Raw genomic sequence first — 17,739 nt, forward strand, 5'->3', positions numbered from 1 at the left:
GCCCTCCTCGGTTTAAATATGGCAGGGAGAGGGTAATGTGTTTCACTAATAAAAAGCAATTGGCGGAATAGGGTTTTTACGGTTGATATGTAACAGGATGAATATTCATTTTTTAATCGCTATATCCGGAAAATGAAATAACGCATGGTGATGGCAATAAAGGCGGTAAAAATAAATCGCGGCGAAATAAAACGGCGCGCCTGAAGGGGGCGCGCCGCCGTAAATCAATAAACCTGCCTGCCGTTGATGCCGGCGGGGAAAATGCCGGTGGCGAACAGATGCCCGTTGGCCTGGATCTGATCGTCGGGCAGCATCTCCAGCGGGAACTCGGCCGCCAGGCAGCTGAGAAAGGCGTTGCGATCGTCCGTGGTGGTAAAGCCGATCAGATCGTAGAACAGCAGCGAGGCGATCAGCTGGCGATGTTCCGGGATGCGCCGCAGCAGCGCCGCCGACGGGAACGGCAGGTGGAAGAAGAACGCGCAGGCGTTCAGCAGCCCTTGCTCCTTCAGCGCCTGGGCGCAGGGCAGCAGCTGGTAGTCGTCGATGCAGACGATGTCGCCGGGGCACAGGTGCTCGCAGGCGATATCGGCAAAACGGCGGTTCAGCTGCCGGTAGGCGCGGTAGTTTTCCGGCGTGAAGTGCGCCTTCTCCGGCTGGTTGTGGAACACCGGCCACAGGCCGTCGTGGTAATAGCCCTGATAGTGACGGCGAAACTCCTCGATCGACAGCGGAAAGGTCACCTGATCGTAACCGGTGCCTTGACGGCAACTGATCGGGCGCTGCGCGAAATTCTGCACGTCGCCGTTCCAGCCGAGCCACAGCCCCGGTTCGGCGTCGGCCGCCAGCGTCTGGCCGGCGCAGGCCAGATCCTTACCGTCGCACTGCTTGTTGGAAATCAGCACCAAACGAGACATGGGGGCCTCCTTATCAGTGAAGGGCGCGCAGGGCGTGCGCCGCACCGTCGGCGCGCCAGGGGGCTTGCAAAGCGGGCAGCGTGACGCGCAGGCCGCGCAAGGCCGGATGCGCCAGGCAGCAGCGCGTCAGCCAGCTGCCCAGCCCGATGCCGCGGTATTCGGCGCTGACGAACAGTTCACTCACCGAGGCGAAGGTGGCGTAATCGGTCACCATGCGGGCGAAACCGAGCAGGTGGCGCTTGCGGTACAGCCCAAAGCACAGGCCGTGGTGCACCAGGCGCTCGGCCGCCGCCCGATCCGGCAGGCTGAGGAAACGCTGGATCGCCTCGATATCCAACAGCTGCCGATCGGTGCTGATATGAAAAACGCCTTTGCGCCAGCAGAGCAGCGGCTGTACGGGCGCCCGTTGCGATTGCATGTTCATGATTATCCTTAGGTTAATGAACCGGGTGGTTACAGCATCCAGCCGAGTTCGGCGGCGGTGACCTGTTCCTCGAAGCGGCGCAGTTCGGCGCTTTTGCAGGTGTGCCACAGGGTGCAAAACGCCGGGCCGAGCAGCTCACGCAGCGGATCGCTGTGGCGGAACAGCGCCAGCGCCTCCTGCTGGCCGAGCGGCAAGGGCGCGGCGTTGTCGCTCTCGCAGCCGTTGGCGGCGGGCGGCAGCGGCAGCGGGTTTTCCAGCCCGTGCAGCAGGCCGCCGAGCATCACCGCCAGCGCCAGATAGGGGTTAGCGTCGGCGCCGGCCAGGCGGTATTCGATGCGCTGGTTGGCACTGTCGGCGCAGGGCAGGCGCAGCGCCACCGTGCGGTTGTTGTGGCCCCAGGAGGCGCGCAGCGGCACGTGCATGCCAGGGCGGAAGCGGCGAAACGCGTTGATGTTGGGCGCCAGGATCGCCATCGACGCCGGCATCAGCGCCAGCATGCCTGCCATCGCCTGCTGCATGTTGTCGCTCAGTTCGCCCGGCGCGCCGGTCAGCAGGTTCTCGCCGTGCTCGTCCTGCAAACTGATATGGAAATGCAGCCCGCTGCCGGCGGCGTGGGCGCAGGGCTTGGCCATAAAGCAGGCGTGCTGGTGATGTTGCTCGGCAATCTGCCGCGTCAGGCGTTTCAGCGCCATGATCTGGTCGCAGGCTTCCAGCACGCGCCGGCTGTGATGCAGATTCAGCTCGTACTGGCCGGAGGCGGCTTCGGCCACCACGCCGGTCAACGGCAGGTTTTGCAGGCGGGCGTGCCGTTCGATGTCGCTCAGCAGCGCATGGTGGCGCTCGGGCGCATCCACCGCGAAGCTCTGCGTTGGGCAGGTTTCCGCCTCGGCGGGGTGCTGCGGATCCTGCAGGTAGAACTCCAGTTCGGCCGCCACCACCGGGAAGCAGTTACGCTCGTGCAGGCGCTTCAGCACCCGTTGCAGCACCACGCGCGGCTCCAGCTCGCAGGCGCCGCCGTCGGCGTTTTGCATCGTCAGCAGCAGCTGGGCGTGGCGTTCGGGATCGCGCGCGCAGGGGCGCAGCGTGCCGGGCACCGGCAGGCACAAGCGGTCCGGCTCGCCCGCCCGTTGCCCCAGCCCGCTTTCTTCAATCACTCGGCCGTGCAGATCCAGGGCGTAGATCGACAGCGGAAAGTAGCAGCCTTTCTCCAGCCCAAAGGCTTCGGCGATCGGCAGTCGCTTGCCGCGCAGCTGGCCGTTCAGATCGTGCAGATAAATATCCAGCTGTTCGGTCTGCGGATAGCGCTGCAGGTAGTGTTCCAGCTCTTTGTGGAAGGCGCGCGTTGGCGAAGCGGGCAGCTCCGCCAACAGCGGATTGAAGCCGATGATATTAGAATGCATGGCGCGCTCCAGAACGGCGACCGATCACGGCCAGAGGCAGGGATAAACGCATGGGACAACTCTCTTGTAAGGCCATAGCGGCGATGTGAGAAGGGTATCTGCGGCGGCAAAAACTGTCTGTAAAAACGCCGTAACGTTAACGGGGCGCGGAATAAAAATGCCGTAAAGAGTACGGCGGCGTTGGCGGGTTGGCCGCGCCGGCACGGTCTATACTGGCGAGACGGGCCGTTGAAGGAGAGATAACGATGAAGAGAATAGGGCTGCTTATCGCCGCGCTGGCCGCGTTCAACGCCACCGCGTCTTCCCCACAGGCGTGGGCCGAGAGCGAAAGGGCGATGCGCGCCGCCTGCCTGAAAGCCAGCGGGCTAAAAAACGCCAAGGTAGAAGGGGCGATCGTTCACTACGGTGATGACGTCGGCTATTCGGCGCTGTTTATCGGCGGGCGCTACCCGCAGCCGTTTATGAAAAACAAGCCGGGCAGGGAGCTGTGCTTATATCAGCGCGCCACGCAGAAGGCGGCGGTGCAGGCGGTGGAGGGAGATTAGACCGACTTCAGGAGATAGCTCAGGAGACACATGATGATTAAGAGTGCTCCTTGTAGCATTAATAGTCTGAAATCATTACGGATCCAACTTTGTAGCCTTGGTGATGAAGCAGTTCGAACGAAGTCGTAGGTTTTGGGGCTTAACCAAACGTTGCGAGTCAGTTTTAATTTCCGGTTGTTCAAAATCCAACGAAACCACTGGGCTTTTAGTGAAACACCGATGAAGTTAAGGTTGTCCGCTATCACGACAAAAAGTGGAACAGGGTGTTTACTCACCACATAGTGTTGATAAAAGAGATCAAACTCTTTTTTATGAAGTCGATAGTAAATAAATTGGATAATAGCGATAAGAAGGCAAAGAAAGAATAGTAATACCACTAAGAGTTTTATCTCTTTTATGAAAGGCTCAATATAATTGATCATTTTTATACGTTGATTTTGATGAGATAAATAAAAATACAGCCCACGGTGGTAATAATGGCCTCTACGAGCAAAAGTATAAAATCCATCGCCAGCCACTTCTGTAGCTCAGGAGAGGCGGTTTTTTGCACGAAATCGTAGGTTTTCGCATCGAGCCAAACTTGATCCTTTATTTTTATTTTTTTCCTTTTCAGAATCCAAAGAAACCACTGTGCTTTCAATGAGGTTCCAAGCATGCCGAGGCTATCGGCAAAGGCGACGTAGGGCGGAATAAAATGTCCGCTGTCGGCGTAACGTTGATAGAAAGCGTCAAACTCTTTTTTATGGCGACGGTAGCCAATGAATTGGATGAAGGCGCTTAAAACCAGCAGCGTTAAGCATAATATGACAAGGGTTTTCATTGAGTAGCCTGAATCATGACATTCTCGCTATCAACATAAAGATCAATGCCATGATGAAGAGCACGCCTTCCAGCGCCAAAAACGTGCCGTTGTTTTTCATCCAGGTCTGCAAGCGTTCAGATGATGAAAGACGAACAAATTCATAGGTTTTGGCGGGAAGATATTGGTTTTTCTTCACCTTGATTTTCTTCCCGCAAAGGATCCATCTGAACCATTGGGCTTTGATGGAAGTACCTAAAGAGCCAAGGCCATCGGCAATCGCGACGTGAGCAGGGACAAAGTGGCCCTGTTGGGTATAGCGTTGATAAAAAACATCGAACTCACGTTTATAGCGACGAGAGTAAATATATTGAGCCAGCCAACAAACTAAGAGCAGCGCGGCTGCAATAAGTGATGCTGTTTTCATAAGCCACCGGCTAAGGTTCAAGGGGCGTTATGCCTTGCTTAAAAAAGCAAAGATACACATCAACGCCAAACACCCCATTTTCAGCACGCTTAAGATGAAGTCTTTTCGAAGCCAGTTTTTGAGGCGTTGAGATGTGTTTTCATTCACGAATTCGTAGGTTTTTGGGCTCAGAAAAACGTTTTTCCCTATCTTTATTTTTCTGCCATTCAATATCCAACGGAACCATTGCGCTTTGATAGATACACCGAGCAAACCAAGGTTATCCGCGAAGATGACAAATGGAGGCAGGGGGTGGGTGCTTTGCACATAGCGTTGATAGAATTTAGAAAATTCGTCTTTATAGCGCCGATAGTAAAAGTACTGAACCAGGGCACTAATCAATGTCAGAGTGAAGAACAGAACGATAGCGATTTTCATTATTCACCAAAAATGAAACCAGTAATGCTGTCGGCGGCTGCACCGCCACCCCAACTGCCAGCTGCGCCACCCAGAGCAGCGCCTGCTATACCACAAGCTAAAATACCGGTACCAAATGTGGAGGCGCCTAAGACGATACTACAAGCTGTCATTGCTAACATCGCACCACCTTCACCCCCCAAAATCCCCGCCGCAGTACTTGCCGCAAAATGACTGTACCCCTTCACCGCGATCTTGGCGCACTCCTGTTCGCGGCCGGTGGTGCAAGCATTGTAGACGTCGTTGGTGGTATTCAGCCCGCTCAATCCGATGCCGATCCAGCCGCCGGCTTTCATAAACTTGGCCGCACGGCTGGCGCTGTCGACGTAGTTTGAATAGCCCTTGATGGCACCGACGCCAGCGGTACTCCATTCATGCACCAGCGATTTACTGGAGAGCCCCAGCGCGTGTTTGATTTGCGCATACTCTTTCATATTGAGTTGAGCACGAGTAAGGCGATTCAGTAACGGTTTTAATGTACCGAACAGCCGCGCTCGTTCCACCTGAAACTGAGTGCCAATCAAAGCGCCACTCGTGCGGAACTGATTTTGGTAGGTTTTTTCAATTTCGACCAGGATATTTTTGATCTGACTGAAGTAGCGTTCTCCGGCATCCGAAGCCAGCCCGATGACCGTTTCCCCATAGCTGGTGAAGGCGGCGATAGCGGCGTAATTGCGGTGCAAGAAGGCAGAGAAATCGCTGTCACCGGCTTTCACCGCTTTGCTGGTGCGGCTCTTGGCCTGCATCAGGGCGGCGATCTGCGTAGATTGATGATGATTGCGCGGATCGGCGACGATCAGTATTTGCCCCGGTTGAACCAGAGGCGTATCGGCATTGAGCTGCATAAAAAAGCGTGCCGCTTCGGATGGCTTGCCACCGAACAGGTAGTTGGCGTGGAAGGCGAGCGGGCCTGCTTGTTGGGCGATGCAATAGCCCGGTGCGATGTTGCTGGACTTCTGTTCCATGTCGAAAAGCCTCCTTATTTTTAGGAAACTTAACATTTTCTACAGGGTGGTAACAGGTTCTGGCTCACGCTCTCGATCGGAGAATCATCTGAAAATGCTGGTGCCGCTTTACCCGCCACTCCCCGCCATTTCCCGTTCGATCACCGTCGCCAGCGCCTGCGCGGCGGAAGAGAGTTGGTGCTGCGCCAGGCGGATCAGGCCCACGCGCCGTTCGATGATCGGGCCGATCAGCGGCACGCAGACCGCCCCCAGCTCATCCATCTGTTTCTCGCACAGCGCCGGCACCGCGCTGGCGCCGAGGCCGTTGGCCACCATGCGCCCGACCGTCACCAGCTGGTGGCTTTCAAACGCCACCTCCAGCGTTCGCCCGCTGCGGGCCAGCTCCTGCTCCAGCAGCAGCCGCACCGCCGATGGCCGCTGCAGGGTGATGAAATCCAGCGTCAGCAGCTCCTTCCAGCTCACCTGCGCCTTGCGCGCCAGCGCCGAATCCTTCGGCACCACCGCCAGAAAGCGATCGCGGCACAGCGGGGTGAAGTGCAGGGTGTCGCTCGGCTCCGGTTCAAAGGCGATGCCCATCTCCACCCGCCCTTCGCGGATCATTTCAAACACCTGCTCGTTGATGACGTCGTGCACCGCCACGTTGATGCCGGCGTAGCGATCGCGAAACGCCTTGAGGATCGGCGGCAGCGGGTTGCCGGCGAACGACGGCATGGCGGCGATCGCCACCTTGCCCATCTGCAGGGTGAAGCGCTGGCGCATTGCCTCTTCCGCGTTATCCCAATCCGCCAGCAGCTGGCGCGCCATCGGGAAGAAGGTTTCGCCCTCCGGCGTCAGCGTCACCCGGCGGGTGGTGCGCAGCAGCAGCGGCCCGCCCAGCGCGTCTTCCAGCCCACGGATCGCCAGGCTGAGCGCCGGCTGAGAAATATTCAGCCGCTCGCTGGCCTGGGCGAAGTTCAGAGTGTGAGCTACCGCTAAAAACGCGCGTAACTGTTTGATGCTCATTTTCATTTTGGCTGGCGTTAACTCTTTGTTAATTGTCGGTTAACGACTGATTAATAAAAATTCTAAATGAATGCGGCATAAAAACAAAATTAACAAATCATTTTTGTGACCTGAAGATGCCCTCACGCAAGCCAGGGCATTTCGCCCTGCGCCGCAACATGCAGGGGCAACGATATGGCAGGGCTCGACAAACGCGTCGGCAGCTACCAGGAAGCGCTGGCAGGCCTGACGGACAACATGACGGTGCTGGCGGGCGGCTTTGGCCTGTGCGGCATCCCGGAAAACCTGATCGAAGAGATCCGCCGGCGCGGCGTGCGCGGGTTGACGGTGGTCTCCAACAACTGCGGCGTCGACGGGTTCGGCCTCGGGCGGCTGCTGGAAACCCAGCAGATCCGCAAGGTGGTGGGATCTTACGTCGGCGAAAACGCGCTGTTCGAGCAGCAGGCGCTCAGCGGCGAGCTGGAGGTGGATCTCACGCCGCAGGGCACGCTGGCGGAGAAGATCCGCGCCGGCGGCGCCGGTATCCCGGCGTTCTTCACCGCCACCGGTTACGGCACGCCGATCGCCGAAGGCAAAGAGGTGCGCGAGTTCAACGGCCGCCCTTACATCATGGAAACCGCCATCACCGGCGATTTCGCCATCGTTAAAGGCTGGAAGGCCGATCACTTCGGCAACGTCATCTACCGCCACACCGCACAGAACTTCAATCCACTGATGGCGACCGCCGGGCGCATCACGGTGGTGGAAGTGGAAGAGATCGTCGCGCCGGGCGAGCTGGATCCGGCGGCGATCCACACCCCCGGCATCTACGTCGATCGGCTGATCCAGGGCACCTTCGAGAAGCGTATCGAACAACGCACCCTGCGGGCATAAGGAGAATTCGCATGCTTACCCGTGAACAAATGGCGCAGCGCGTGGCGCAAGAGCTGCGGGACGGTTACTACGTCAACCTGGGCATCGGCATCCCGACGCTGGTGGCCAACTACGTGCCGGCGGGCATGGACGTGATGCTGCAGTCGGAAAACGGCCTGCTGGGGATGGGCGAGTTCCCGACCGAGCAGCAGCTGGACGCCGACATGATCAACGCCGGCAAGCAGACGGTCACCGCGCGCCTCGGCGCGTCGATCTTCGATTCGGCGCAGTCGTTCGCCATGATCCGCGGTGGCCACGTCGATCTGACCGTGCTGGGGGCGTTTGAAGTGGACGTCGAGGGCAACATCGCCTCGTGGATGATCCCCGGCAAGATGGTCAAGGGCATGGGCGGCGCGATGGATCTGGTGGCGGGGGCGGAGAACATCATCGTGGTGATGACCCACGCCTCGAAGGGCGGCGAGTCCAAGCTGCTGCCGCGCTGCACGCTGCCGCTGACCGGCGCCAACTGCATCCGCAAGGTATTGACCGATCTGGCCTATCTGGAAATTGAAGACGGCGCCTTCGTGCTGCGCGAACGCGCGCCGGGCGTCAGCGTGGCGGAGATTGTCGCCAAAACCGCCGGCCGGCTGATCGTGCCGGAGCAAGTGCCGGAAATGCGTTTCTGAATCGGGAGGTGAATGTGCAACAACGTGAAGTGGTGATCGTGGCGGCGACGCGCACGCCGGTCGGCAGTTTTCACGGCGCGTTGGCGCCGTTGACGGCGGTGGAACTGGGCACGGCGGCGGTGCAGGGGCTGCTGGCGCAAAGCGGCGTGGCGCCGCAGCAGATCGATGAAGTGATCCTTGGCCAGGTGCTGACCGCCGGCTGCGGGCAGAACCCGGCGCGCCAGACCGCGCTGAACGCCGGGCTGCCCGTTACAACGCCGGCGCTGACCATCAACAAGGTGTGCGGCTCCGGTTTGAAGGCGGTGCATCTGGCGGTGCAGGCGATCCGCAGCGGCGACGGCGAGGCGGTGATTGCCGGCGGCCAGGAGAGCATGAGCCAGTCGCCTTACCTGATGGCCGGCGCGCGCGCCGGCCTGCGCCTCGGTCACGCGCAGATGGTGGACAGCGTGATCCACGATGGCCTGTGGGATGCCTTCAACGACTACCACATGGGCATCACCGCCGAGAACCTGGCGGAGAAATACGCTATCAGCCGCGCCGAGCAGGACAGCTTTGCGCTGCGCTCGCAGCAGAAGGCGCAGGCGGCGCAGCAGGCCGGGCGTTTCGCGCAGGAGATCACGCCGGTGACGGTGCCGAAGCCGAAGGGTGAGGCGTTGCTTGTTAAGCACGACGAACAGCCGCGCGACACCAGCCTGGAGGCGCTGGCGCGGCTGCGCCCGGCGTTTCGCAAGGAAGGCACGGTGACCGCCGGCAACGCCTCGTCGCTCAACGACGGTGCCGCCGTGGTGCTGCTGATGAGCGCGGAAAAAGCCGCCGCACTGCGCTTGCCGGTGCTGGCGCGCATCGCCGGTTACGCGTCGTCGGGCGTCGATCCGGCGATCATGGGCATCGGCCCGGCGCCGGCCGCGCGCCGCTGCCTGGAGAAAGCCGGCTGGCGGCTGGAGGAGGTCGATCTGATCGAAGCTAACGAAGCCTTTGCCGCGCAGGCGCTGGCGGTGGGCAAAGAACTGGGCTGGGAGGTGGAGCGGGTCAACGTCAACGGCGGAGCGATCGCGCTGGGGCATCCGATCGGCGCGTCCGGCTGCCGCATTTTGGTGTCGCTGTTGTACGAAATGCAGCGCCGCGGGGTGAACAAGGGGCTGGCGATGCTGTGCATCGGCGGCGGGCAGGGCGTGGCGCTGGCGGTAGAGCGCCCGTAAACAACCGAGGAGGGCACGATGCAGTCATCTGACTATGCGGTACTGGGCGCCGGATTGATGGGGGTGGGCATCGCCACCCACTTTATTCGCCACGGCCATGAGGTGCTGCTGTATGACCCGGATCCGCAGCGCCGGGTGGAGGCGCCGGCGGTGGCGAGCGGCATTCTGGCCGAGCTGAGCGACGTCGGGCAGTTTGATAACGCTGAGCGCGATGCGGCGCTGGCGCGCCTGCGCGTGACCGGCGATCTGAACGACGTGGCGCGCGCCCGGCTGCTTATCGAGGCGATCCCGGAACGGCTCGAGCTGAAGCACGCGCTGTATGAGCAGTTGGAAGGGCTGATCGCCGACGACGCGGTGATTGCCAGCAACACCAGCGGCCTGCCGCCGGACGAGCTGGCGGCGCGCATGACCCACCCGCAGCGCCTGCTGATCGCCCACTTCTGGCACCCGCCGCACCTGATCCCGCTGGTGGAGATCGTGCCCGGCCGCGCCACCGATCCGCGCCATCTGGCGGCGGTGCAGGCGCTGCTCGGCGGGATGGCGCTGGAGGCGGTGCTGCTGGAGCGCGCCGCGCCGGGGTTTGTCGGCAACCGGCTGCAGTTTGCGGTGCTGCGCGAGGCGCTGCACATCGTCCACAGCGGCATCGCCAGCGCCGAGGTGGTGGATCAGGTGATGCGCGCCTCGCTGGGGCGGCGCTACGCCATGGTCGGCCCGCTGGAGGCCGCTGACATGACCGGGCTGCCGACGGTGGCGGACATCGCCCGCCACCTGTTCCCTGAACTGGCGACCGGCGACGAGATGATGGCGTTGGTGGAACAGCGGCTGCAGCGCGGCGATACCGGCCAGCGCAGCGGCCGGGGATTTTATCTTTGGGATGACGCACGCAGGGAACGCATTCAACGGCGACGGGCGCATCAGCTGCGCTTTGCGCTGAAACCGTAATTTCGCACTCCGTACCTGACAATAACAACGATACTGAGGTGACCGATGAGCGTTTTGATTGCCCTGGCAGCACTGGGATTACTGATGCTGGCCGCCTACCGCGGCTACAGCGTGATTTTGTTCGCCCCGATCGCCGCGCTGGGCGCGGTGCTGTTGACCGATCCCGGCGCGGTGGCGCCGACTTTCACCGGGCTGTTTATGGAGAAGATGGTCGGCTTCGTGAAGCTCTACTTCCCGGTGTTCCTGCTGGGGGCGGTGTTCGGCAAGCTGATCGAGCTGTCCGGCTTCTCCCGTTCGATCGTCGCGGCGGCGATCCGCATTCTCGGCCGGCGTCACGCCATTCCGGTGATCGTGCTGGTGTGCGCGCTGCTGACCTACGGCGGGGTGTCGCTGTTCGTGGTGGCGTTCGCGGTCTATCCGTTCGCCGCCGAGCTGTTCCGCCAGAGCGGTATCCCCAAGCGGCTGATCCCGGCCACCGTGGCGCTCGGCGCCTTCTCCTTCACCATGGACGCCTTGCCGGGCACGCCGCAGATCCAAAACATCATCCCGACCAGCTTCTTCGGCACCAATGCCTGGGCCGCGCCGTGGCTGGGGCTGATCGGCTCGCTGTTCATCATCGCGGTCGGTCTGCTGTATCTTGAACGCCAGCGGCGCAAGGCGCAGCTGAAGGGAGAAGGGTACGGCTCCGATCTGCTGAACGAGCCGGAAACCCCGGACGACATCAACCTGCCGAACCCGCTGATCGCCATCCTGCCGCTGATTTTGGTCGGGGTATTCAACCTTGGCTTCACCCATTGGATCCCGCAGTGGTACGGCGCCAGCCACGAGCTGACGCTGCCGGGGCTGGCCAAGCCGATCACCACCGACGTGGCGAAGATCACCGCCATCTGGGCGGTGGAAGCGGCGCTGGTGTCGGGTATTCTGCTGGTGGTGGTGTTCGGCTTTCGCAATATTCGCGGCCGGCTGGCGGAAGGCAGCAAGACGGCGGTCGGCGGCGCGATCCTGGCGGCGATGAACACCGCCTCCGAATACGGCTTCGGTGCGGTGATCGCCGCGCTGCCGGGCTTTTTGGTGCTGTCGCAGGCGCTGTCGGCGATCCCCAACCCGCTGCTGAACGAAGCGATCAGCGTCACCCTGTTGGCCGGCATCACCGGATCGGCTTCCGGCGGTATGAGCATCGCGCTGGCGGCGATGTCCGACAGCTTTATCGCCGCCGCCCATGCGGCACAGATTCCGCTGGAGGTGCTGCACCGGGTGGCCTCGATGGCCAGCGGCGGCATGGACACCTTGCCGCACAACGGTGCGGTGATCACCCTGCTGGCGATCACCGGCCTCAGCCACCGGCAGGCCTATGGCGGCATCTTCGCCATCACCCTGATCAAGAGCGCCGCGGTGCTGTTCGTGATCGGCGTGTTCTACCTGACCGGCTTTGTTTAAAGGAGCGATACCATGAGTGTACAAGGCAAAACCGCGCTGGTGACCGGCTCGACCAGTGGCATCGGCCTCGGGATAGCGTCCGTGTTGGCCGCCGCCGGCGCGCGCGTGATCCTCAACGGCTTCGGCGACGTGGAGCAGGCACAAGCGCAGGTCGCGCGGCTGGGCGCCGCGCCGGGGTATCACGGCGCCGATCTCGGCGATACGGCCCAGATAGCGGACATGATGCAGTATGCCGAACGCGAGTTCGGCGGCGTGGACATTCTGGTGAACAACGCCGGCATTCAGCACGTGGCGCCGCTGGATCAGTTCCCGGTGGAGAAATGGAACGCCATCCTCGCCATCAACCTGTCGGCGGTATTCCACACCTGCCGATTGGCGCTGCCGGGGATGCGTGAGCGCCACTGGGGGCGTATCATCAACGTGGCGTCGGTGCACGGGCTGGTGGCGTCGAAAGACAAGTCGGCCTATGTGGCAGCCAAGCACGGCGTGGTGGGGCTGACCAAGACGCTGGCGCTGGAGACCGCGCGCACGCCCGTCACCTGCAACGCCATTTGCCCCGGCTGGGTGCTGACGCCGCTGGTGCAGCAGCAGATCGACAAACGCATTGCCGCCGGGACCGACCCGCAGCGGGCGCGCGATGAGCTGTTGGCGGAGAAGCAGCCTTCGCAAGAGTTCGTTACGCCAGAGCAGCTCGGCGAGCTGGCGCTGTTCCTGTGCAGCGATGCGGCGGCGCAGGTGCGCGGCGCCGCCTGGAACATGGACGGCGGTTGGCTGGCACAGTAGTGAATTCTCTCTCGGAGCGCGCAACGCGCTCCGTCGTTATTTCCCGCCATCAGTTAATTCCCCTGCGTGACGGTTTACCTGCGGCAATAATATTTATTTGTTATTTGCTATTTTTATTCCCGGATAATCACGCCGGTTTATTTTGGGTGAAACGTGCGGATTGGTTTATTTTGTGCTGCGGTTATTACATTATTTTTCTTCGCGTTACAGATGAACACGTTTTTGCTGAAATTAAATCCAACCTGAAATAATGACAGGTTATGGCGTGAATTTTTATATCTTGCGTGCGCTGTTCACATCGGTTAATTATTTCTGCGTGGCTTAAGACCACCGTGTTTATAACAATAATTTTTTCGGGCAGGGGTAATAATGAGAAAAAATACAACGCCAATATTCATTGGCGGCGTCTTGCTGTCGGCGTTATCCGCCGGCGCACAGGCCGAGATCACCATTCTGGATAAAAACCCGCAGAGCAATGTGTTGCTGGCGCCGCTCAGTGTAAAGGTGGGCGGCAGCATTCGCCCCGAGTGGATCTTCAATAACGGCCCGGAGCCGGGCTATGACAAAAACGGCCACGACGGCGGCACGCGTTTTCGCTTCAGCGGCGACTATGCGCTGACGCAGGATACCTCGATCATCGGCTATTACGAGTGGGGTGTCGATCTGGCGCACGCGCTCAGCTGGGACGGGCACTATAACGAAGACGGCAAGCGCGACTATCAGCGCCAGCTGTACGCCGGTTTTAAAGACGATCGTTACGGCACCCTGACCTACGGCCATCAATACGGCATCTATTATTCGGTGGTCGGCATCAAAAGCGACGTCTGGGATAACGATGGCCATGCGGGCGGCACCGGCATCGGTATTTCCGGCGACTACGACGGCGGCAATAAACCGAAAAACAGCATCAAGTACACCAATGATTTCGGGCCGGTAACGCTGTACGCCAACTATTTATTGCCGGAAGACGATCTGCATACCGCGGATAACCTGATTTATCGCCGTAAGGGCGGGGGCGGGTTGGGCTTCGATTACAAGGTGACGAAGGATTTCACCTTCAGCGCGGCCTACAGTTATACCGACGCGAAGATCAAAGACAATCTGTACAGCGAAAAGGATTATCACCAGCAGCTGTCCGGCACCGCGTTGACCTGGCAGCCGAACAACTGGTACATCGTCGGCACCGCCAGCTATTACAAAGATTATGTGCCGAGCACCCGCCAGCGCACGCTGTCGCACTTCTTCGCCGGTGACGGCTACGGGCTGGAAGGCTTTGTCGGTTACACCTTCAATATCGACAAGCCGTTCCTCAAATCCGTCCAGCCTTACGTGGCGGCGGACTCGCTGCGGCTGAAGGGGGACGAGGCGTATCACGCCAACCACGTTTACCTCGGCGCGGGCACCACCATCGGTTACGGCCTGTCGGTGTATGTGGAGCGCACGCTGGCCAACAGCAGCGACAACGAGCCGGACTCCACCTGGATTACGGTGTTCTACGACTTCTGATTTTCACCTGCTCCAAGCCGGCGCCTGCGCCGGCTTTTTCACATGCTGATCGCCCCGCCCAGGGTCTCTCCAGAGGCGTTGCGCTCCGCCAGGTAGCGCGCCGGCGGTTTGCCTACCGCCTTTCTGAACATGGTGACGAAGCCGCTGGCGCTCTCGTAGCCCAGATCCAGCGCCACCGTCTGTACGCTCTCGCCCTGCGTCAGGCGCTGCAGCGCCAGCATCACGTGCAGCTGGCGCCGCCAGTGGCCGAAACTCATGCCCATCTGCTGTTGCAAGGTGCGGCTGAGGGAGCGCTCGCTCATGCCGATGCGCTGCGCCCACTGCCCGAGGGTGGATTTGTCCGCCGGGCTGCTCAGCATGCCTTCGGTCAACTGCCGAATGCGTGCGTCGTCGGACACCGGCAGATGCAGGTTCTCGATCGGCGCGGCCGCCAGCTGGTCCAGCAATACCGCCGTCAGGCGCCCCTCGGCGCCCTGTTCGTCGTAGAGCGGCTCGAAGGTGCTGGCCTGCAGCAGCAGCTCGCGCAGCAGCGGCGAGACCGACAGCGTGCAGCAGTTCTGCGGCAGACCGGCGGCGGCATGTTGATCGACGAACAGGCAGTAGGCCTCGGTGGAGCCGGCGCCCTGAGCGTTGTGCAACACGTTGCCCGGCATCCACAGCGCGCACTGCGGCGGCACCAGCCACAGCCCGTTTTCCACTTCGCAGCGGATCATGCCGCGTACCGTGTAGATCAGCTGCGCCTTCTGATGGCGGTGCGGCTCGACTTCCCAGTCCTGCTCGAGGGTCGAACCTTGCAGGGCAAACAGCGGGCGCGGCACCTGATCGATATCCAGACAGTGGCGGGGGATCTGTACTTTCATGAGAACAATTCTCAATTTGGCGGAATTGAAAAGTATTATGTCCTGATTGCGCAATGTGGTCTAGCGCCGGTGCCGATAAAGTAAGCGCCAGTCCTAAACCATTTCCTGAGGAAACTGATTATGTCATTGGATACCGCCGATTTTCCGCTGGTATGGATGCGCCAAAACGGGCGCGATACCCAGGCCGAACTGGCCGAATTCAGCGCGCTGCTGGCGCGCGCCGAACCCTTTGTCCTGATGACCGACCGCAGCGTCGGCGATGAAGAACAAGAACATGACCGCGATGCCCGCACCCAGGTCGCGCTGTGGAAGCGCGATAACCGCGAGGCGCTGAAGCTGTGGGTGAAAGGCATGATCATGCTGGAGCCGGATGACGCCAAACGCACGGCGGCGGAAGAATTCGCCGAATACGGCGCCAAGTTCTGGGGCTATCCGGTGCTGGTGGCCGCCGATGAAGCCGCAGGGCGGGTATTGGCGCAGACGTTATTGTTAAAATAAGGGGAATACCATGCACCAGCAACAGGTGATTGAACAGCTGCTGGCCTGGATCGAGCAGAGCCTGGATCAGCCGCTGACGCTGGACGACATTGCTGCCAAGTCCGGCTACTCCAAGTGGCATTTGCAGCGGATGTTCAAGCAACATACCGGCCATATTCTCGGCACTTACGCCCGCCGCAGAAGGCTGACCGCCGCCGCGCGCGAACTGCGCCTGACCGGCACCAGCGTGGCCTGCATCGCCGATACTTACCAGTTCGATTCGCAGCAGACCTTCACCCGTTGCTTCCGCAAACAGTTCGGTCTGCCGCCGGCCAGCTATCGCCGCAGCCAGGATTGGTCGAGCTACGGCCTGCAGCCGCCGCTGCGGCTGACCGAAACGCCGTTGCCGCAGGCCGACATCGTGACGCTGCCCGCCATGCAGCTGGTGGGCAACACCCAGCGCCGCAGCTTTACGCTGGGGCAGCTGGCGGCCTCCAAGTGCGAGCTGCGCCGCCACGCCTGGCGGCAGCTGCTGCAGCCGCAGGCGCTGCCGGAGGTGGTATACGGCCTCACCAGTCTGGAGGTCGACAGGCAACGCCGGGGTAATCCGCGCATGGCCTATACCGCCGCTCTGCCGGACGAAGGGGCGATGGGGGAGCGGGTGATTATCGAACAGGGGGAGTATGCCCGTTTCACCTATCAAGGGCAGGCGGAAGGGTTACAAAACTTTATCGTGCGGCTGTACGACACCGCGATGCCGCAGATGAACGCCGTCCGCCGGCCGGGGCAGGATATTGAGCGTTTCTACCCGGCGCAGGAGGGCAGCTGCCCGCTCGGCGGCGCGGCGATCCGCTGCGAATATCTGATCCCTATTCGGCGGGTGGAAGCGTTGGCCGCCGCCGGTTAGGCGGCGGTTCTCGCAAAAAATCGCCTTCGTGGCGCGTCAGGTTACAAAAAATTGCGATATTACATCGGTAATGGTTCACACTTTGATTGATGTGCACATATAATGCGCATCCGGTCAAATCCCCCCTGGTTTTTCAGGCCGCAGCGCCGTTGGCTGCCGGCTGAAATGCAATGGGGTAAAGTGGCCGTAGAAACCGATACCCATAATCGCCAGTGGCCTTGACCAACACGAAGATGAAAATGAGCATTCGCGCGTTATTAACCCTGTTTACGGCACTGGTTGCATTCAGCCAGGCTGCCTTCGCCGTCGTCTACCCGCTGCCGCCAAAAGACAGCCGTTTGGTGGGCGAGAATATCCAAATCACCGTACCGGAAGACAGCAAACTGCCGCTGGAAAGCTTCGCCGCCCAGTATCAGATGGGGCTGAGCAACATGCTGGAGGCCAACCCGGGCGTGGATCCGTTCCTGCCGAAGGCCGGCAGCACCCTGACCATCCCGCAGCAGCTGATCCTGCCGGACGCGCCGCGTGAAGGCATCATCATCAACAGCGCCGAGATGCGTCTGTACTACTACCCGAAAGGATCTAACACCGTGGTGGTGCTGCCGATCGGTATCGGCCAGCTGGGTAAAGACACCCCGCTGAACTGGACCACTACCGTACAGCGCAAGAAAGACGGCCCGACCTGGACGCCGACCGCCAAGATGCGCGCCGAATATGCGGCCGACGGTGAAATCCTGCCTGCGGTGTTCCCGGCCGGCCCGGATAACCCGATGGGGCTGTATGCGCTGTATGTTGGCCGCCTGTATGCCATTCACGGCACCAACGCCAACTTCGGCATCGGCCTGCGCGTGAGCCACGGCTGCGTGCGTCTGCGTGCCGACGACATCAAGTACCTGTTCGAGAAAGTGCCGGTCGGCACCCGCGTGCAGTTCATCAACGAACCGATGAAAGCCACCGTCGAGCCGGACGGCTCGCGCTACGTGGAAGTGCACAACCCGCTGTCGGCCAACGAAGAGCAGCTGCAATCGAAAGATCCGGTGCCGCTGACCATTTCCGCGCCGGTCGGCAAAGTGCTGATGGACGCCGGCGTCAACCAGAGCGAAGTGGACGCGGCGATCAAGGCCCGTTCCGGTATGCCGGTGAAAGTGAACTGATTGC

21 protein-coding genes are annotated in these 17,739 nt (G+C 60.9%); 12 read left to right on the forward strand and 9 right to left on the reverse strand.

What is annotated here, in order from left to right:
• Positions 1 to 224 precede the first annotated feature (224 nt).
• Genes ACUXAC_RS14510 through ACUXAC_RS14520 form a run of 3 tightly spaced genes read right to left on the reverse strand, consistent with a single transcriptional unit; the run spans position 225 to position 2,738 of the window.
• On the reverse strand, positions 225 to 914 hold the full coding sequence (locus tag ACUXAC_RS14510) for a trehalose-6-phosphate synthase (protein WP_087762978.1): 690 nt from the start codon (positions 912 to 914) through the stop codon (positions 225 to 227).
• 13 nt (positions 915 to 927) lie between these two features.
• The gene (locus ACUXAC_RS14515) at positions 928 to 1,338 is read right to left on the reverse strand and encodes a GNAT family N-acetyltransferase (protein ID WP_308379298.1); all 411 of its coding nucleotides are present in this window, start codon (positions 1,336 to 1,338) and stop codon (positions 928 to 930) included.
• Between the two features lie 29 nt (positions 1,339 to 1,367).
• The gene (locus tag ACUXAC_RS14520) at positions 1,368 to 2,738 is read right to left on the reverse strand and encodes a glutamine synthetase family protein (protein WP_060457160.1); all 1,371 of its coding nucleotides are present in this window, start codon (positions 2,736 to 2,738) and stop codon (positions 1,368 to 1,370) included.
• 245 nt (positions 2,739 to 2,983) lie between these two features.
• Between ACUXAC_RS14520 and ACUXAC_RS14525 the strand changes: the two genes are divergently transcribed.
• On the forward strand, positions 2,984 to 3,283 hold the full coding sequence (locus ACUXAC_RS14525; RefSeq protein WP_454266735.1) for a hypothetical protein: 300 nt from the start codon (positions 2,984 to 2,986) through the stop codon (positions 3,281 to 3,283).
• Positions 3,284 to 3,707: 424 nt separating this feature from the next.
• Here the strand turns inward: ACUXAC_RS14525 and ACUXAC_RS14530 are convergent, their stop codons facing one another.
• The 5 genes from ACUXAC_RS14530 to ACUXAC_RS14550 form a co-directional block, all read right to left on the reverse strand.
• A complete protein-coding gene (locus tag ACUXAC_RS14530; RefSeq protein WP_454266736.1) occupies positions 3,708 to 4,103 on the reverse strand; it encodes a hypothetical protein in 396 nt (131 codons plus the stop codon).
• Positions 4,104 to 4,116: 13 nt separating this feature from the next.
• Positions 4,117 to 4,509 carry a hypothetical protein gene (locus ACUXAC_RS14535; protein ID WP_454266737.1) on the reverse strand — a complete coding sequence of 131 codons (393 nt, stop codon included), beginning with the start codon at positions 4,507 to 4,509 and terminating at the stop codon, positions 4,117 to 4,119.
• Between the two features lie 27 nt (positions 4,510 to 4,536).
• The gene (locus ACUXAC_RS14540) at positions 4,537 to 4,926 is read right to left on the reverse strand and encodes a hypothetical protein (RefSeq protein ID WP_387442960.1); all 390 of its coding nucleotides are present in this window, start codon (positions 4,924 to 4,926) and stop codon (positions 4,537 to 4,539) included.
• Positions 4,926 to 5,930, reverse strand: a complete 1,005-nt coding sequence (locus tag ACUXAC_RS14545) for a hypothetical protein (RefSeq protein ID WP_454266738.1) — start codon at positions 5,928 to 5,930, stop codon at positions 4,926 to 4,928. Before ACUXAC_RS14545 ends, ACUXAC_RS14540 begins: the two co-directional genes overlap by 1 nt.
• A gap of 108 nt (positions 5,931 to 6,038) precedes the next feature.
• Positions 6,039 to 6,938, reverse strand: coding sequence for a LysR family transcriptional regulator (locus ACUXAC_RS14550; protein WP_038878327.1), 900 nt, complete (start codon positions 6,936 to 6,938; stop codon positions 6,039 to 6,041).
• A gap of 168 nt (positions 6,939 to 7,106) precedes the next feature.
• On the opposite strand from ACUXAC_RS14550, the gene ACUXAC_RS14555 reads away from it, so the two are divergent.
• The 8 genes from ACUXAC_RS14555 (at position 7,107) to ACUXAC_RS14590 (ending at position 14,337) form a co-directional block, all read left to right on the forward strand.
• The gene (locus tag ACUXAC_RS14555; protein WP_049212496.1) at positions 7,107 to 7,805 is read left to right on the forward strand and encodes a CoA transferase subunit A; all 699 of its coding nucleotides are present in this window, start codon (positions 7,107 to 7,109) and stop codon (positions 7,803 to 7,805) included.
• An 11-nt stretch (positions 7,806 to 7,816) separates the two neighbouring features.
• A complete protein-coding gene (locus tag ACUXAC_RS14560) occupies positions 7,817 to 8,470 on the forward strand; it encodes a CoA transferase subunit B (RefSeq protein ID WP_019453268.1) in 654 nt (217 codons plus the stop codon).
• A gap of 14 nt (positions 8,471 to 8,484) precedes the next feature.
• Positions 8,485 to 9,669 (forward strand): acetyl-CoA C-acetyltransferase, encoded by a 1,185-nt coding sequence (locus ACUXAC_RS14565; protein ID WP_454266739.1) that lies wholly within the window; start codon positions 8,485 to 8,487, stop codon positions 9,667 to 9,669.
• 18 nt (positions 9,670 to 9,687) lie between these two features.
• Positions 9,688 to 10,611 (forward strand): 3-hydroxyacyl-CoA dehydrogenase family protein, encoded by a 924-nt coding sequence (locus tag ACUXAC_RS14570; protein WP_454266740.1) that lies wholly within the window; start codon positions 9,688 to 9,690, stop codon positions 10,609 to 10,611.
• 45 nt (positions 10,612 to 10,656) lie between these two features.
• Positions 10,657 to 12,048 (forward strand): GntP family permease, encoded by a 1,392-nt coding sequence (locus ACUXAC_RS14575; protein ID WP_387442971.1) that lies wholly within the window; start codon positions 10,657 to 10,659, stop codon positions 12,046 to 12,048.
• A 12-nt stretch (positions 12,049 to 12,060) separates the two neighbouring features.
• Positions 12,061 to 12,831 (forward strand): 3-hydroxybutyrate dehydrogenase, encoded by a 771-nt coding sequence (locus ACUXAC_RS14580; protein WP_387442974.1) that lies wholly within the window; start codon positions 12,061 to 12,063, stop codon positions 12,829 to 12,831.
• Positions 12,816 to 13,082, forward strand: a complete 267-nt coding sequence (locus tag ACUXAC_RS14585; RefSeq protein WP_142109216.1) for a hypothetical protein — start codon at positions 12,816 to 12,818, stop codon at positions 13,080 to 13,082. The genes ACUXAC_RS14580 and ACUXAC_RS14585 overlap by 16 nt, the downstream gene beginning before the upstream one ends.
• A 118-nt stretch (positions 13,083 to 13,200) precedes the next feature.
• Positions 13,201 to 14,337: a porin gene (locus tag ACUXAC_RS14590; RefSeq protein ID WP_171402908.1), complete on the forward strand. Its 1,137-nt coding sequence runs from the start codon at positions 13,201 to 13,203 to the stop codon at positions 14,335 to 14,337.
• Positions 14,338 to 14,375: 38 nt separating this feature from the next.
• Here ACUXAC_RS14590 and ACUXAC_RS14595 read toward each other — a convergent pair whose 3' ends face one another.
• Positions 14,376 to 15,197, reverse strand: coding sequence for an AraC family transcriptional regulator (locus ACUXAC_RS14595; RefSeq protein WP_454266741.1), 822 nt, complete (start codon positions 15,195 to 15,197; stop codon positions 14,376 to 14,378).
• A 120-nt stretch (positions 15,198 to 15,317) separates the two neighbouring features.
• Between ACUXAC_RS14595 and ACUXAC_RS14600 the strand changes: the two genes are divergently transcribed.
• The 3 genes from ACUXAC_RS14600 (at position 15,318) to ACUXAC_RS14610 (ending at position 17,735) form a co-directional block, all read left to right on the forward strand.
• Positions 15,318 to 15,695, forward strand: a complete 378-nt coding sequence (locus ACUXAC_RS14600) for a hypothetical protein (protein ID WP_060422149.1) — start codon at positions 15,318 to 15,320, stop codon at positions 15,693 to 15,695.
• 10 nt (positions 15,696 to 15,705) lie between these two features.
• Entirely contained in the window at positions 15,706 to 16,581 is an 876-nt protein-coding gene (locus ACUXAC_RS14605) for a helix-turn-helix domain-containing protein (RefSeq protein ID WP_060422155.1), read from the forward strand.
• 233 nt (positions 16,582 to 16,814) lie between these two features.
• Complete coding sequence (locus ACUXAC_RS14610) at positions 16,815 to 17,735, forward strand: L,D-transpeptidase family protein (RefSeq protein ID WP_038878352.1); 921 nt, start codon at positions 16,815 to 16,817, stop codon at positions 17,733 to 17,735.
• Positions 17,736 to 17,739 lie beyond the last annotated feature (4 nt).

The sequence above is a fragment of the Serratia sp. 121840015-1 genome, from assembly GCF_053627655.1.